Origin of the sequence: Thalassobaculum salexigens DSM 19539 (assembly GCF_000423805.1) — a bacterium.
Taxonomy (GTDB): Bacteria; Pseudomonadota; Alphaproteobacteria; order Thalassobaculales; family Thalassobaculaceae; genus Thalassobaculum; species Thalassobaculum litoreum.
The window spans coordinates 648,673-661,470 of the sequence record NZ_KE384095.1 but is presented as its reverse complement, the minus strand read 5'-3'; the positions used below and the strand labels follow the sequence as shown (position 1 = coordinate 661,470).

Below are 12,798 nucleotides of genomic sequence, written 5' to 3'. Positions count from 1 at the left end.
AGCGCAGCGCGCATTTCGGCGTCAGCCGTATGCATGCAGCTTGGAGCCGTGCCGCTTCAGCCAGGCGCGCGGGCGGCTGTAGTCGGGCATCAGCCGCTCGACCAGGGTCCAGAACCGGTCGGAATGGTTCATCTCCACCAGATGCGCCGCCTCGTGGGCAACGACGTAGTCCAGCACCTCCTCCGGCGCCAGGACCAGACGCCAGGAGAAGGAGAGGTCGCCGCGCGACGAGCAGCTGCCCCAGCGGGTCGCGGTATCCCGGACGGTGACCCGCCCGACCCGGCGGTTCAGGGCCGCGGCATGCAACTTCGCGCGGGGAGCGATGGTCCTGCGGGCCTCTCCTTTGAGAAAGTCCGTCACCCGGCGCGCCAGATGGTCCCCAGCACCCGAGACGTGCAGTTCGACCGACCCGTCCGGATCCTCGACCCGCCAGACCCCGCCACGCTGGTCCGGGCGGTGACGGATGACATGCTCGCGGCCCAGGATCGGGACGGCGGCCCCATGAACGAACGATGTCCGGGCCGGCAGATGCGCCAGCCGGGCGCGCAGCCAGCCGAGATTCCTGGTGGCGAAGGTCCGCGCCGCGTCGATCCTAGCACCCGCCGGCAGCACCAGTTCCGGGCCGCCGCGCACCGGATCGACCCGCAGCAGCATGCGGCGGGCCCGCGCACTGCGCCGCACCGGGACCGGGATCTCGGTCCCGTCGGTATCGGTGAGGACGAGGATGTCCTGTTCGAGCGGCGCGGTGCGGGTCATGACGGCGGCGAGCTTACCTGATTCGCGGCGGGGGAAGGAGACGGCCTGGGCAGCAGCAGGGCGGCGGTCAGGCTGGCGACCGTGCAGGCGAGGGTGGCGCCGGCCATGGTCAGATGGATGTTGCCGCCGATCGCGCCGACCGCGAAGGAGGCGATCATCGCCTGGGCCATCTGGCTGAAGCCGAGAAAGGCCGAGGCCGACCCGGCGATATAGGGGAAGTTCTGCATGGCGCCGGCCATGGCGTTGGGGATCGCGAAGGCCATGCCGACCAGCAGCAGCATGGCCGGTCCGATCACCGCCGGGGTCGACAGGTGGCCCGTCAGCGGTGCGGCGATCATCGCCAGCCCGGCCACCAGACCGATGGCGGTGCCGATCCGCGCCATCCGTCGCGGACCGTAGATCGGCGCCAGCCGGCCCGCCAGAATGCTGCTCGACAGGAAGGCGACGACGTTGAACAGGATCAGGAAGCCGAAGGCCTGGGGCGACCAGCCGAGCATCTCCATCAGCACGAACGGGGTGGCCGTGGTGTAGGCCATATAGGCGCCGAAGATCCCGCCGACGGTCACGATGTAACAGACATAGGTGCGGTCGCTGAGCAGGATGCCGTAGTTCCGCACCACACGGATCGGCGACAGGGCATCGACCACCCGGTTGCTCAATGTCTCCGGAACCCGCGCCAGGGTCAGCACGAACAGAGTCGCGCCGATCGCGCCCAGGGCGATGAAATTCGCCCGCCAGCCGAAATGGGTCTCAAGGAATCCGCCGAGCGCCGGGGTGATCGCCGGGGCCAGGGACATGGACATGGCGATGTAGCTCATCACCACCGCCGTCGCCGCCCCTTCTGTGCTGTCGCGCACCATCGCCCGGGCCACCACCTGGCCGGAACAGGCGCCGAGCGCCTGGAAGAAGCGGAAGACGATGAGCTCGTGGATCGTGTCGGCCTGGGCGCAGGCCAGCCCGGCGGCGGCATAGACCACCAGCCCGATCAGCAGGGTGATCCGGCGGCCGAACCGGTCCGCGAGCGGCCCCCAGAACAGCTGGCTGACGGCGAAGCCGCCGAGGAAGACCGTCAGGGTGAGCTGCGCCTCGGCCCGGGTCGCGCCGATGGCATGGGCCAGGGAGGGCAGCGAGGGCAGGTAGAGGCCGAGCGACATCTGCCCGAGCGCCACCATGAAGGTCAGCAACGCGATCGAGCCCGGTCGCGTGGCTACGAATGGCGCTGGGGGCGCGCTCGAGCTCATGAAGGAATCCGCTGAATTTGCACCCCATCGCTATAGACCCGCGCCACGCCGGCGACAATCTCGCAACTGCGAACAGTGTCATCCCGCATCGGCGGCTAGGCGTCCCGGCCCATGCGCCGCCCGTGAATCCGCCGGCGCCTCGGCCCGTTCGGTCATGCCGTAGTCCCGCAGCACGCTCGCCACGCGCAGGCGGTAGTCTCGGAAGATCGCCACCCGGCCTGCCGCCTGTGCCCGGCGGTGCAGCATCGTGTTGCGCCAGGCCGCCACTGCCGCCTCGTCGCGGAACACCGAGAGCGACAGCAGCTTGTCCGGATTGCTCAGGCTCTGGAACCGCTCGATCGACACGAAGCCGTCTATCTCCTCCAGTACCGGCTTCAGCTCCGCCGCGAGCGCCAGATAGGCGTCGCGCTGGCCCCCGAGTGGCTCCAGCTCGAACAGCACGGCGATCAAGGCGTCACCAACGGCGCATGCGGACCCGAGGAGAGCGTCAGGAACGTCCGGTTCTCCTTCAGGATGAACCGCTCCGACTTGGCGAATTCGTAGTTCTCTCGGCCCAGCGGATCGGCCGCCAGGCGGGCGCGATAGGCCTCGTAGGCGGCCAGGCTGTCGAGCGAATAGATCCCGTAGGCCCGGGTCGCCGAGCCCTCATGCGGGGCGAAATAGCCGATCAGATCCGCCCCGCAGCGCGGGATCGCCTGGCCCCAGACGCGGGAATAGGCCTCGAACGCGGCGCGTTTGTAGGGATCGATCTCGTATTCGATGACGCAGGTGATCATGGCGCTCTCCTCGGTTGCGATGCCGCAGGGATGCCCGAGCCGGTCGATCCGATGCTTCGGCCCGCGCCGTAGCGTCGCTCTCCCGGCAGAGGTACCCTGGGAGGCACTGTCCCCAGGCCCGGAGGCCCGCATGGTCAACACCAACCGCATGGCGGAGATCGGCCTGCTGATCGGCGAGCCGGCCCGCGCGGCGATGCTGGGTGCGCTGATGGACGGGCGGGCGCTGACGGCGGGAGAGCTTGCCGGGGTGGCCGGGGTGGCGCCGCAGACGGCGAGCGGCCACCTCGCCCGGCTGGCCGAGGCCAATCTGCTGGCGGTCGAGCGCCAGGGCCGCCACCGCTATCACCGTCTCGCGTCCCCCGAGGTGGCGGAGCTGATCGAGAGCGTGATGCGGATCGCCGCGGTCACCCTGCCCGACCCGACCCGCATGCCGGTCACCGGGCCGCGCGACGCCCAGATGCGGCTGGCCCGGACCTGCTACGACCACCTGGCCGGCGGACTCGGCGTGGCGGTCACCGACGCGCTGGTCGCCCGCGACGTCATCGCCTTCGACGACGGGGCGGGCATCGTGACGCCGAACGGAATGGAGCGGCTGGCCGCGCTCGGCATCGCCGTCAACGCCCCGACGACGCGCGTCACGCGGCCGCTCTGCCGGCCCTGCCTGGACTGGAGCGAGCGCCGCCCGCATCTGGCCGGGCGCCTGGGGGCGGCGGTGTGCAGCCATTTCATCGAGCAGCATTGGGTCACCCGGGTCGCCGGCAGCCGGGCCCTGCACGTCACACCCAAGGGCCAGCAGGCCCTGCGCGAGCGCTTCGGCATTGCCGGGATGGGCTGACGCCACAGTCCGCCTCTAGCGCCATGGCGGGTCATCCGTCAGCATGGGGAACCGGGACCAGCCCAGGAGACGCCCCATGTCGACCGCGATAAAGCCCGCCGACGCCGCCGTTCTCGACGGGGATCCGCCGATGCAGGCGGACACCGACGCCCAGCGCCGGGCGCGGTTCTTCAACTCGGGCAACGCCTTCAACCTGAAACTCCCCGCCGTGCCGCGCGCCCGGTTCGACGCCGAGCGCGACGCCGCCTTCGCCGAGGATTCGCCGAGCGGTCTGCACCCGATGGACCAGTCGGACGCGATCGGCGCGCCGTTCCCCGCCACAACGCCCCTGGTGCTCGCCCGCTACCTGCGCCTCACCCCCGGCGACACGCTCACCACCCGCTTCGTCGCCAGCGGCGAGGTGATCTACGCCATCGTCGGCAGCGGCACGACGACCATCGCCGGCGAGACCATCGCCTGGGGACCGGGGGATGTCCTGGTGCTGCCGGGCGGCCACGAGGTGAGCCACACCGCCGACGGCGAGGCCGCCGCCGTCCTGTGGGTCGTCACCAACGAGCCGGTGCTGGCCTTCGAGGGGCTGCGCGCGCCGACACCGGACAGCGCGCGGATCGACCCGGTGCACTACACTGCCGACGAGATCGCCCGGCAGATCGAGGTGCTGACCAACATGCCGGCGAACGAGGATCAGGCCGGGGTGGCGCTGATCTTCGCCTCCGAGCGCACGGCCGACAGCCGCAACGCCATGCCGTCGATGACCCTGGCGATGAACACCCTCGCCCCCGGCCAGCACCAGCGGCCGCACAGGCACAACGCCGCCGCGATCACGCTCTGCGTCGACGGGCCGGGCTGTTTCTCGATGATCGACGGGGAACGGATCGACTGGTCGCCGTTCTCCACCATGGTCACTCCGCCGGCCGAGGTGCACAGCCACCACAATGGCGGCGCCGGGCTCGCCCGCTTCCTGATCGTCCAGGACGGCGGGCTGCACTACTACGCCCGCACAATGGGCTTCGCGTTCTCCGACTAAACGGGAAGGTTAGGCGGCGCGGACCTCGTCGAGGAAGCTGGCGATCATCTTGCTCAAGGACTCGCTCTGACGGGCGAGTTCACCGCTGGTCGCCTGGACCTCCTGGGCCGAGGCGCCGGTCTCCCGAGCGCCGGCATCGACCCGGCCGATGTTCTCGGACACGCTTTCCGTGCCGACGGCCGCCTCCTGGACGCTGCGGCTGATCTCCTGGGTGGCCGAGGACTGCTCCTCCACCGCCGCGGCGATACCGGCAGCGGTCTCCCGAAGCTGCGACACGGTCTGGGCGATGGTCCGGATCGCATTCGCCGAGCGGCCGGTCTCCTGCTGGATGCGGGTGATCTGGTTGGCGATCTGCTCCGTCGCCTTGCCGGTCTGGGTCGCCAGGCTCTTCACCTCGCTGGCGACGACGGCAAAACCCTTGCCCGCGTCGCCCGCCCGGGCCGCCTCGATGGTGGCGTTCAGGGCGAGCAGGTTGGTCTGCTCGGAAATCTCCTGGATCAGCGTGACGATCTGGCCGATCTCCTGGGCCGAACTCTCCAGGCTGGTCACCGCCTCGCTGCTGGCCCGGGCCTGCTCCTCGGCCTCGCCGGCCATGCGGGAGCTGTCGCTCACCCGGGTACCGATCTCGCTGATGGAGGCGCCCAACTCCTCGGTCGCCGTGGCGACGGTCTGCACATTGGCCGAGGCCTCGTGGGAGGCCGAGGCGACGATCGAGGCCTGGCTTGTGGTCTGCTCGGAGATGTGCAGCATCGACTGGGCCGAGGCGTCGAGCTCATGGGTGGCATTGGCCACCACCTGCAGCATCTCGCGCACCTGGTTGTCGAACGTGCCGGTGATCCGCTCGATCGCCTGGGCGCGGCGCTCGCGGGCGGCCCGCTGGACCTCCTGCTCGGCGGCCATTTCGTCGTTGCGGATCATGTTTTCCTTGAACACGAGCACCGCCCTGGCCATGTCGCCGATCTCGTCGCCCGCCTCGGTATTCGGCACCTCGACGGTCTTGTCGCCGCCGGCCAGCGCCCGCATGCGTTCGGTCAGGCTGGCGACCGGGCGCGACACCGAGCGGCCGACGAACAGGCCGAGGGCCAGGCAGGCCGCCGCGATCACGGCGATCAGCACCAGGGTGATGAGGAACGCCTCCTGGCTGATCCGGTCGAACTCCTCCACGGCGGTCTCGTAATCCCGCTCGATCCCGGCCCGCAGCTCCTCCATGAGCGGTTCGGCCGAGGCGAAGGTCGCCGACAGGGCCGCCGTCTTCTCGACATTCGCCAGCACGGCGGCGGCGTAGTTGCCGAAATCGGCCCGGTAGACCCCAAGGGCGGCGACCATGTCCGCCTTCACGCTCTCCTCGACCGGCTTGCCGTCCAGCAGGGCGGTGAACTCGGCGATCCGATCGTCGAGCCGGCCGATATATTTCGGATCCTGGCGGAGGATGAAGTCCTTCTCGTGGCGGCGCATCATCAGCAGCTTGACCATCAGGTCGTCGGTCGCGTGCTGCTCGATCAGCGTTTCCGCCTTGTGCACGGCCGAGCGCAGACTGCCCTGCAGCCCCAGCGTCTCGTCCAGGCCGAGCGCGATGGTCGCGTTCGAGAGATCGACGAATTCCGTCTGGTAGGCCGAGATCCGGTCGCGCAGCTGGCTCAGCAGCGCCGCCTCGTTGCCGTCGGCCAGGCCGGCCAGGGCCGCGAAATTCGCCTGCAGCTCGTCAATCACGCCGGCATGCTGCCCGATATACTTGTCGTCCAGGCGGAGCAGGAAGTCCTTCTCCCGCCGCCGCGCGTTCAGGAAGCCCTCAGCGACCCGCTCCACCAGGGCGAGCTTCTGGGTGGCGCGCTGCTGCCGCTCGGTCACCTCGACCTGCTCGACATGGGCCCAGTAAACGACCCCAAGGACCAGGAGGAACCCGGTAACGGCGACCAGACTGATCGTCGCGATGCGTTGAGTTACTGAGAGCCGGGCCATATCTCACCTCCAGAAAGACAGCCCGACCCGCTCCCGGCCAGGCAAGTTGCCCGGACCGTATGAGTCTCTCCTTAAAATTAAATTAATCGTCAAACAAAGGTATCTGACATTATTCAAAGGTGCTGCCACCCCCCTAGATCACGCCGTCTGCCCAAGCCGTCTACCGATTATCCGGCCCCCTCGCGTCGATCCGTCACACGGAAATGTCGGTTTCGGTATCGAAGCCGGCCGCGGACCCGCTATATCTCCTGATCATGAACACGTTTCTCTTCATCATGATGCTTCTCGCCATGGCGGCCACGGTCGGCGCGCTGGTCTGGGGCGTCATCGCCATGGCCCGCGGCGGCGAATTCAACGCCAAATGGTCCAACAAGATGATGCGCTACCGCATCCTGTTCCAGTTCATCGCGATCTGCGTCTTCATGGTGCTGCTCACGGCGATCGGCAAAGGGTGAGGGAGCGCAACGGCCCATGGTGAAGCTGACCAAGATCTATACCCGCGGCGGCGATGCGGGGCAGACCTCGCTGGGCGACGGCACCCGCGTGGCCAAGCATTCGGCCCGTCCGACCGCCTACGGAACCGTCGACGAGGCCAATGCGGCGATCGGCATCGCCCGGCTGACCGCCGTGGCCGATGGCGGCGATGAGACCGACGCGATGCTGGCCCGTATCCAGAATGACCTGTTCGACCTGGGCGCCGACCTCTGCACGCCGGAGGAGGACAACCCGAAATATCCGCCGCTGCGGATCACCGCCGAGCAGGTCGCCCGCCTGGAGACGGAGATCGATGCGATGAATGCCGAGCTGGCGCCCCTGAACTCCTTCATCCTGCCGGGCGGCAAGCCGACGGCGGCCCATCTGCATCTGGCGCGGACCATCGCCCGGCGGGCGGAGCGCGAGATCACCCTGGCCGCCACCCAGGAGCCGATCGGCGCCGAGGTGGTGAAGTACATGAACCGACTGTCGGACCACCTTTTCGTGCTGGCGCGCTGGGTCAATGACCGGGGTGCGACGGACGTGCTGTGGGTGCCCGGCGCAAACCGATAACGAGAAATCAGAGGGCAAATCGGGCTCACAGCCGCGAATCCACCGAATTCCACCGGTCCCGGTCGGGGGCCGGGTTGACTTGGGACCGAGCGCTTTCTAAAGAGCGGGGTCGCCCGAAATCACGGCGCTCGGTCCAGTAAGGCCGTCAGATCCGAAATCGTTCGAGGGAGCCATGAAGGTACTCGTCCCCGTCAAGCGGGTGATCGACTACAACGTTAAGGTCCGCGTCAAGGCCGACCAAAGCGGTGTCGAGCTCGCCAATGTGAAGATGTCGATGAACCCGTTCGACGAGATCGCCGTTGAAGAGGCGATCCGTCTGAAGGAAGCCGGCAAGGCCACCGAGGTCATCGCCGTGTCCATCGGCCCGACCCAGGCTCAGGAAACGATCCGCACCGCCCTGGCCATGGGCGCCGATCGCGGCATCCACGTGGTCCATGACGGCGATGTCGAGCCGCTGGCGGTCGCCAAGATGCTCAAGGGCATCGTGGAGAAGGAAAGCCCGGATCTCTGCATCCTCGGCAAGCAGGCGATCGACGACGACTGCAACCAGACCGGCCAGATGCTCTCCGCCCTGCTCGGCTGGAGCCAGGCGACCTTCGCCTCGAAGATCGAGATCGGCGACGGCGACCTGACGGTCACCCGCGAGGTCGATGGCGGCCTGGAGACCATCAAGGTCAAGGCCCCGGCCATCGTCACCACCGACCTGCGCCTGAACGAGCCGCGCTACGCGTCGCTGCCGAACATCATGAAGGCGAAGAAGAAGCCGATCGAGCAGATGAGCCCGGCGGATCTCGGCGTCGACCCGGCGCCGCGCCTGCAGACGGTGAAGGTCGTGGAACCGCCGAAGCGCGAAGGCGGCACCAAGGTCGCCGACGTCGCCGAGCTGGTCTCGAAGCTGAAGAACGAAGCGAAGGTGATCTGATCATGAGCACGCTGATCTTCTTCGAACACACCAACGACGCCATTTCGCCCGCCAGCCTGCACGCGGTCACCGCCGCCACGCAGATCGGCGGCGACGTGGTCGCCCTGGTCGCCGGTTCCGGCTGCGACGGTGCTGCCCAGGCGGCCGCCAAGGTCGCCGGCGTCACCAAGGTCATCAAGGTCGACAGCGCCGAGTACGGCCACACCCTGGCCGAGAACCTGGCGCCGCTGATCGCCAAGCTGGCCGAGGGTCACAGCCACGTGCTGGCGACCGCGACCACCGTCGGCAAGAACATCATGCCGCGCGTGGCCGCCCTGCTGGACGTCGCCCAGGTGTCCGACATCATCGAGGTTGTCGATGCCGACACCTTCGTGCGGCCGATCTATGCCGGCAACGCGCTGGCGACGGTGAAGTCGTCGGACGCCACCAAGGTGGTGACCGTGCGCGGCACGAACTTCGACCCGGCCGCCGCCGAGGGCGGTTCGGCCAGCGTCGAGGACGGCAGCGGCGAGGGCGACGCGGGCCTGTCCAGCTTCGTCGGCCAGGAACTGTCAAAATCCGACCGTCCGGAACTGACCTCCGCCAAGGTGGTGATCTCCGGCGGCCGCGGCATGCAGAACGGCGAGAACTTCAAGATGCTGGAAGAGATCGCCGACAAGCTCGGGGCCGCCGTCGGCGCCTCGCGCGCGGCGGTGGACGCCGGCTTCGTGCCGAACGACTATCAGGTCGGTCAGACCGGCAAGGTGGTCGCCCCCGACCTGTACATCGCGGTCGGCATCTCGGGCGCCATCCAGCACCTGGCCGGCATGAAGGACAGCAAGGTCATCGTGGCCATCAACAAGGACGAGGAGGCCCCGATTTTCCAGGTCGCCGATTACGGCCTGGTGGCGGACCTCTTCAAGGCGGTGCCGGAGCTCAGCGAGGCTCTGGACAAGGCCTGACCATCACCCGGCCCCCGCGCGCAGCCGCCACGGCAAGGCGCGGGGGCCGGACACGCCCGATGGGGTGCCCGGAGGGATCATGGAACGGATCGGCATCATAGGGGCCGGTCAGATGGGTACCGGGATCGCGCAGATCTGCGCGGTGGCCGGCTATGACGTGCGCATGATCGACGTCAAGGACGAGGTCATCGCCGCGTCCCTGGCGACCATCGAGACCAACATCTCCCGGCAGGTCGCCCGCGGCCGTCTGTCCGTCGATGCGGCGGAGATCGCCCAGCAGCGCATCGTCACCGGCAAGGACTACGCCCTGTTCGGCGACTGCGATCTGGTGATCGAGGCCGCCAGCGAGGACGAGGAGGTCAAGCGCGACGTCCTGAAGTCCCTTGTCCCGCACCTGTCGCCAGACGCGATCATCGCCACCAACACCTCGTCGATCTCCATCACCCGGCTCGCCGCCGCGACCGACCGGCCCGGCAAGTTCGTCGGCATGCATTTCATGAACCCGGTCCCGGTGATGCAGCTGGTCGAGCTGATCCGCGCGATCCAGACCGAGCAGCCGACCTTCGACACGGTGCGCAGGCTGGCGGAGTCCCTCGGCAAGACGGTGAGCGTGGCGGAGGATTTCCCCGCCTTCATCGTCAACCGCATCCTGATGCCGATGATCAACGAGGCGATCTACACGCTGTATGCCGGGGTCGGTTCGGTGGAGAGCATCGACACCGCGATGAAGCTCGGCGCCAACCACCCGATGGGACCGCTGGAGCTGGCCGATTTCATCGGTCTCGACACCTGCCTGGCGATCATGCATTCGCTGCATTCCGGCCTGGCCGACGCCAAGTACCAGCCCTGCCCGCTGCTGGTGAAATACGTCGAGGCCGGCTGGCTCGGCCGCAAGACCAAGCGCGGCTTCTACGACTACCACTCCGAACGGCCGGTCCCGACCCGGTAGGCACGCGCATCGGGGCGATGGGCCGCAATTGCCATCCCCTGGCCGATCGGGTACACCGCGCGGAGTGTCGACGGCCCGCCTTGGCAGTCGCCGACGGCCCGGCCGGAGCCCGTAGACCCGAGTGCAATGACGCCAGCGCCCCGTTTCCTCACCACGCCCGCGGATATCTGCCGCTCGCTGGTCACCCACCGCCTGATCCTGCGCCAGCTCGTCCGTCGGGACATTCTGTCCCGCTACCGCAAGTCGGCGCTGGGCATGGTCTGGGCCCTGCTGACGCCACTGCTGACCTTCGTGATCTACGCCTATGTGTTCAGCACGATTCTGAAGGTGCGGTTCCCGTCCCGGGTGCCGGATGTCGACTACAACTACGGCATCATCCTGTTCTCCGGCCTGATGCTGCACTTCTTCATCACCGAAGTCCTCACGCGCTCGCCGGTGCTGGTGCTGGAGAACGTGAACTTCGTGAAGAAGGTGGTCTTCCCGCTGGAGATGCTGTCCCTGGTGGCGACCGGCTCGGCGGCGGTGACCCTGGGCTTCAACTTCGTGATCCTGGTCGCCGCCGTCCTGTTCTTCAACGGCACGGTGCCGCCGACCATCCTGCTGGTGCCGCTGGTCTGGATCCCGTTCTTCGCCGTGGTGCTGGGAATTTCCTGGATCTTCGCCTCGCTCGGCGTGTTCCTGCGCGATATCGGCCATGTGGTCGGCATCCTGTCGACGGTGCTGCTGTTCGGCAGCCCGATCCTGTTCCCGCCCGACACCCTGCCGGAGTTCCTGAAGACGCTGATCTGGTTCAACCCGCTGTCGGTGCCGGTCCACGCCACCCGCGACCTGGCCCTCTGGGGGGTGATGCCGGACCTTGAGCATCTGGCGATCTATACCGGCGTGGCGGCGGTTTTCCTGTGGTTCGGCGCGTTCTGGTTCCAGCGCACCAAGAAGGGCTTCGCCGATGTCGTCTGACGCGACTCCGTCCGGCACGGCACGGCGGGCCGCAGAGCCCGCCATCGTCATCGAGAACGTCTCCAAGGCCTTCTCGATCTTCAAGCGTCCGGCCGACCGCCTGCTGCAGATGCTGTCCATGGGCCGGGGGCGCTACTACGACGTCTTCATGGCCCTGACGAACGTCTCCCTGACCGTCAATCGGGGCGAGACCGTCGGCATCGTCGGCTCCAACGGCTCGGGCAAGTCGACCCTGCTGCAGGTCATCGCCGGACTGCTGCAGCCCAACGGCGGCTCGGTCACCGTGCACGGCCGCCCCGCCGCCCTGCTGGAGCTGGGCGCCGGCTTCAACCCCGAGTTCACCGGCCGCGAGAACATCTACCTGAACGCCGCCATCCTCGGCCTGACCCAGGAGGAGATCGACGCCCGCTTCGACAGCATCGTCGAATTCTCCGGCCTCGCCGATTTCATCGACCGGGCGGTGAACACCTATTCCAGCGGCATGTATGTCCGCCTCGCCTTCTCGATCGCGGTCAGCGTCGATCCCGACATCCTGATCGTCGACGAGGCGCTGGCCGTGGGCGACGAGGGCTTCCAGCGCAAATGCCTGGCCCGGATCGAGGCGATGCGCGACGCCGGCGCGACGATCCTGTTCGTCAGCCATGCCATGGGCATGGTCACCCAGCTCTGCGACCGGGCGGTGCTGATGGACCGCGGCGAGGTGCTGATCGACGGCGAGCCCAAGGAGGTCGCCTCGAACTATTACCGCCTGACCCACGCGCCCGGCGCCGACCGCGAGCGCATCCGCACCGAGATCCTGGACCGCGGCCATGCGGTGGAGGCCGCCTCGGCGGCCGGCGGCGGCGCGAAGGATGTGGAATCCGGCATGGACGCCACCTTCGTCAGCGAAAGCCGGGTGGAGCATGGCGGCAACGGGGCGACCATCCAGGACCCGCGGATCGAGACGGTGAACGGCCAGCGGGTCAACCTGCTGGTGCGCGGCCGCTCCTACGTCCTGCGCTACGACGTGTCCTTCGAGGGCGACTGCCGCAAGGTCCGCTTCGCCACCCTGTTCAAGACCAAGACCGGCGTGGAGGTCGGCGGCCGCGCGACCCAGCGTCTGGCCGACGACCTGCCGAGCTTCACCTCGGGCGACCGGATCTCGGTGGCTTTCGAGTTCACCTGTACGCTGATGCCCGGGACCTATTTCGCCAATACCGGGGTCAACGGCCTGGTCAATGGCGAGCGGGACTCCCTGCACCGGATCCTGGATGCGCTGATGTTCCAGGTGCTGCCGGACCCGGACGACAGCCTTGTCGGCATCGTCGATCTGGGGATCATTCCGTCGATCGACTTCGACCCGTCGCCGGCGCCCGGCACCGAGGCCTGACCCGTCGCTGCGGCGAAGT

At 68.2% G+C, this 12,798-nt stretch carries 14 protein-coding genes; 9 read left to right on the top strand and 5 right to left on the bottom strand.

Annotation, left to right across the window (positions count from 1 at the left end; translation table 11 throughout):
• Window positions 1–21: 21 nt before the first annotated feature.
• The 4 genes from G578_RS0123525 to G578_RS0123510 all read right to left on the bottom strand — a co-directional run bounded on the left by G578_RS0123525 (window position 22) and on the right by G578_RS0123510 (window position 2,773).
• Entirely contained in the window at window positions 22–756 is a 735-nt protein-coding gene (locus G578_RS0123525; RefSeq protein ID WP_051245213.1) for a M48 family metallopeptidase, read from the bottom strand.
• Complete coding sequence (locus G578_RS27930) at window positions 753–1,997, bottom strand: multidrug effflux MFS transporter (RefSeq protein ID WP_084619151.1); 1,245 nt, start codon at window positions 1,995–1,997, stop codon at window positions 753–755. Before G578_RS27930 ends, G578_RS0123525 begins: the two co-directional genes overlap by 4 nt.
• Before the next feature lie 78 nt (window positions 1,998–2,075).
• Complete coding sequence (locus G578_RS0123515; protein WP_342664907.1) at window positions 2,076–2,438, bottom strand: antibiotic biosynthesis monooxygenase family protein; 363 nt, start codon at window positions 2,436–2,438, stop codon at window positions 2,076–2,078.
• Between the two features lie 5 nt (window positions 2,439–2,443).
• Window positions 2,444–2,773: an NIPSNAP family protein gene (locus tag G578_RS0123510; RefSeq protein ID WP_028796314.1), complete on the bottom strand. Its 330-nt coding sequence runs from the start codon at window positions 2,771–2,773 to the stop codon at window positions 2,444–2,446.
• Window positions 2,774–2,903: 130 nt separating this feature from the next.
• Between G578_RS0123510 and G578_RS0123505 the strand changes: the two genes are divergently transcribed.
• Window positions 2,904–3,608 carry an ArsR/SmtB family transcription factor gene (locus G578_RS0123505; RefSeq protein ID WP_028796313.1) on the top strand — a complete coding sequence of 235 codons (705 nt, stop codon included), beginning with the start codon at window positions 2,904–2,906 and terminating at the stop codon, window positions 3,606–3,608.
• A 76-nt stretch (window positions 3,609–3,684) separates the two neighbouring features.
• Window positions 3,685–4,635 (top strand): cupin domain-containing protein, encoded by a 951-nt coding sequence (locus G578_RS0123500; protein WP_028796312.1) that lies wholly within the window; start codon window positions 3,685–3,687, stop codon window positions 4,633–4,635.
• Between the two features lie 9 nt (window positions 4,636–4,644).
• On the opposite strand, the gene G578_RS0123495 is transcribed toward G578_RS0123500, so the two are convergent.
• Window positions 4,645–6,594, bottom strand: a complete 1,950-nt coding sequence (locus G578_RS0123495; protein WP_028796311.1) for a methyl-accepting chemotaxis protein — start codon at window positions 6,592–6,594, stop codon at window positions 4,645–4,647.
• A gap of 254 nt (window positions 6,595–6,848) precedes the next feature.
• On the opposite strand from G578_RS0123495, the gene G578_RS0123490 reads away from it, so the two are divergent.
• The 7 genes from G578_RS0123490 to G578_RS0123460 all read left to right on the top strand — a co-directional run bounded on the left by G578_RS0123490 (window position 6,849) and on the right by G578_RS0123460 (window position 12,779).
• Window positions 6,849–7,049 carry a twin transmembrane helix small protein gene (locus tag G578_RS0123490; protein ID WP_028796310.1) on the top strand — a complete coding sequence of 67 codons (201 nt, stop codon included), beginning with the start codon at window positions 6,849–6,851 and terminating at the stop codon, window positions 7,047–7,049.
• Window positions 7,050–7,065: 16 nt separating this feature from the next.
• Complete coding sequence (locus tag G578_RS0123485; RefSeq protein WP_028796309.1) at window positions 7,066–7,641, top strand: cob(I)yrinic acid a,c-diamide adenosyltransferase; 576 nt, start codon at window positions 7,066–7,068, stop codon at window positions 7,639–7,641.
• Window positions 7,642–7,813: 172 nt separating this feature from the next.
• Window positions 7,814–8,563 carry an electron transfer flavoprotein subunit beta/FixA family protein gene (locus tag G578_RS0123480; RefSeq protein WP_028796308.1) on the top strand — a complete coding sequence of 250 codons (750 nt, stop codon included), beginning with the start codon at window positions 7,814–7,816 and terminating at the stop codon, window positions 8,561–8,563.
• A 2-nt stretch (window positions 8,564–8,565) separates the two neighbouring features.
• Window positions 8,566–9,504, top strand: a complete 939-nt coding sequence (locus G578_RS0123475) for an electron transfer flavoprotein subunit alpha/FixB family protein (RefSeq protein ID WP_028796307.1) — start codon at window positions 8,566–8,568, stop codon at window positions 9,502–9,504.
• A 79-nt stretch (window positions 9,505–9,583) separates the two neighbouring features.
• Window positions 9,584–10,453, top strand: coding sequence for a 3-hydroxybutyryl-CoA dehydrogenase (locus G578_RS0123470; protein ID WP_028796306.1), 870 nt, complete (start codon window positions 9,584–9,586; stop codon window positions 10,451–10,453).
• A gap of 126 nt (window positions 10,454–10,579) precedes the next feature.
• Window positions 10,580–11,410, top strand: a complete 831-nt coding sequence (locus G578_RS0123465) for an ABC transporter permease (RefSeq protein WP_028796305.1) — start codon at window positions 10,580–10,582, stop codon at window positions 11,408–11,410.
• Window positions 11,400–12,779, top strand: coding sequence for an ABC transporter ATP-binding protein (locus tag G578_RS0123460; protein WP_051245211.1), 1,380 nt, complete (start codon window positions 11,400–11,402; stop codon window positions 12,777–12,779). The genes G578_RS0123465 and G578_RS0123460 overlap by 11 nt, the downstream gene beginning before the upstream one ends.
• The last annotated feature ends 19 nt before the right edge of the window (window positions 12,780–12,798 follow it).

What these genes read in the sequence shown, in the direction of transcription:
- G578_RS0123525 (WP_051245213.1), bottom strand. Translation starts at nt 756, where the DNA reads ATGACCCGCACCGCGCCGCTCGAACAGGACATCCTCGTCCTCACCGAT.
- G578_RS27930 (WP_084619151.1), bottom strand. Translation starts at nt 1,997, where the DNA reads ATGAGCTCGAGCGCGCCCCCAGCGCCATTCGTAGCCACGCGACCGGGC.
- G578_RS0123510 (WP_028796314.1), bottom strand. Translation starts at nt 2,773, where the DNA reads ATGATCACCTGCGTCATCGAATACGAGATCGATCCCTACAAACGCGCC.
- G578_RS0123505 (WP_028796313.1), top strand. Translation starts at nt 2,904, where the DNA reads ATGGTCAACACCAACCGCATGGCGGAGATCGGCCTGCTGATCGGCGAG.
- G578_RS0123500 (WP_028796312.1), top strand. Translation starts at nt 3,685, where the DNA reads ATGTCGACCGCGATAAAGCCCGCCGACGCCGCCGTTCTCGACGGGGAT.
- G578_RS0123495 (WP_028796311.1), bottom strand. Translation starts at nt 6,594, where the DNA reads ATGGCCCGGCTCTCAGTAACTCAACGCATCGCGACGATCAGTCTGGTC.
- G578_RS0123490 (WP_028796310.1), top strand. Translation starts at nt 6,849, where the DNA reads ATGAACACGTTTCTCTTCATCATGATGCTTCTCGCCATGGCGGCCACG.
- G578_RS0123485 (WP_028796309.1), top strand. Translation starts at nt 7,066, where the DNA reads ATGGTGAAGCTGACCAAGATCTATACCCGCGGCGGCGATGCGGGGCAG.
- G578_RS0123480 (WP_028796308.1), top strand. Translation starts at nt 7,814, where the DNA reads ATGAAGGTACTCGTCCCCGTCAAGCGGGTGATCGACTACAACGTTAAG.
- G578_RS0123475 (WP_028796307.1), top strand. Translation starts at nt 8,566, where the DNA reads ATGAGCACGCTGATCTTCTTCGAACACACCAACGACGCCATTTCGCCC.
- G578_RS0123470 (WP_028796306.1), top strand. Translation starts at nt 9,584, where the DNA reads ATGGAACGGATCGGCATCATAGGGGCCGGTCAGATGGGTACCGGGATC.
- G578_RS0123465 (WP_028796305.1), top strand. Translation starts at nt 10,580, where the DNA reads ATGACGCCAGCGCCCCGTTTCCTCACCACGCCCGCGGATATCTGCCGC.
- G578_RS0123460 (WP_051245211.1), top strand. Translation starts at nt 11,400, where the DNA reads ATGTCGTCTGACGCGACTCCGTCCGGCACGGCACGGCGGGCCGCAGAG.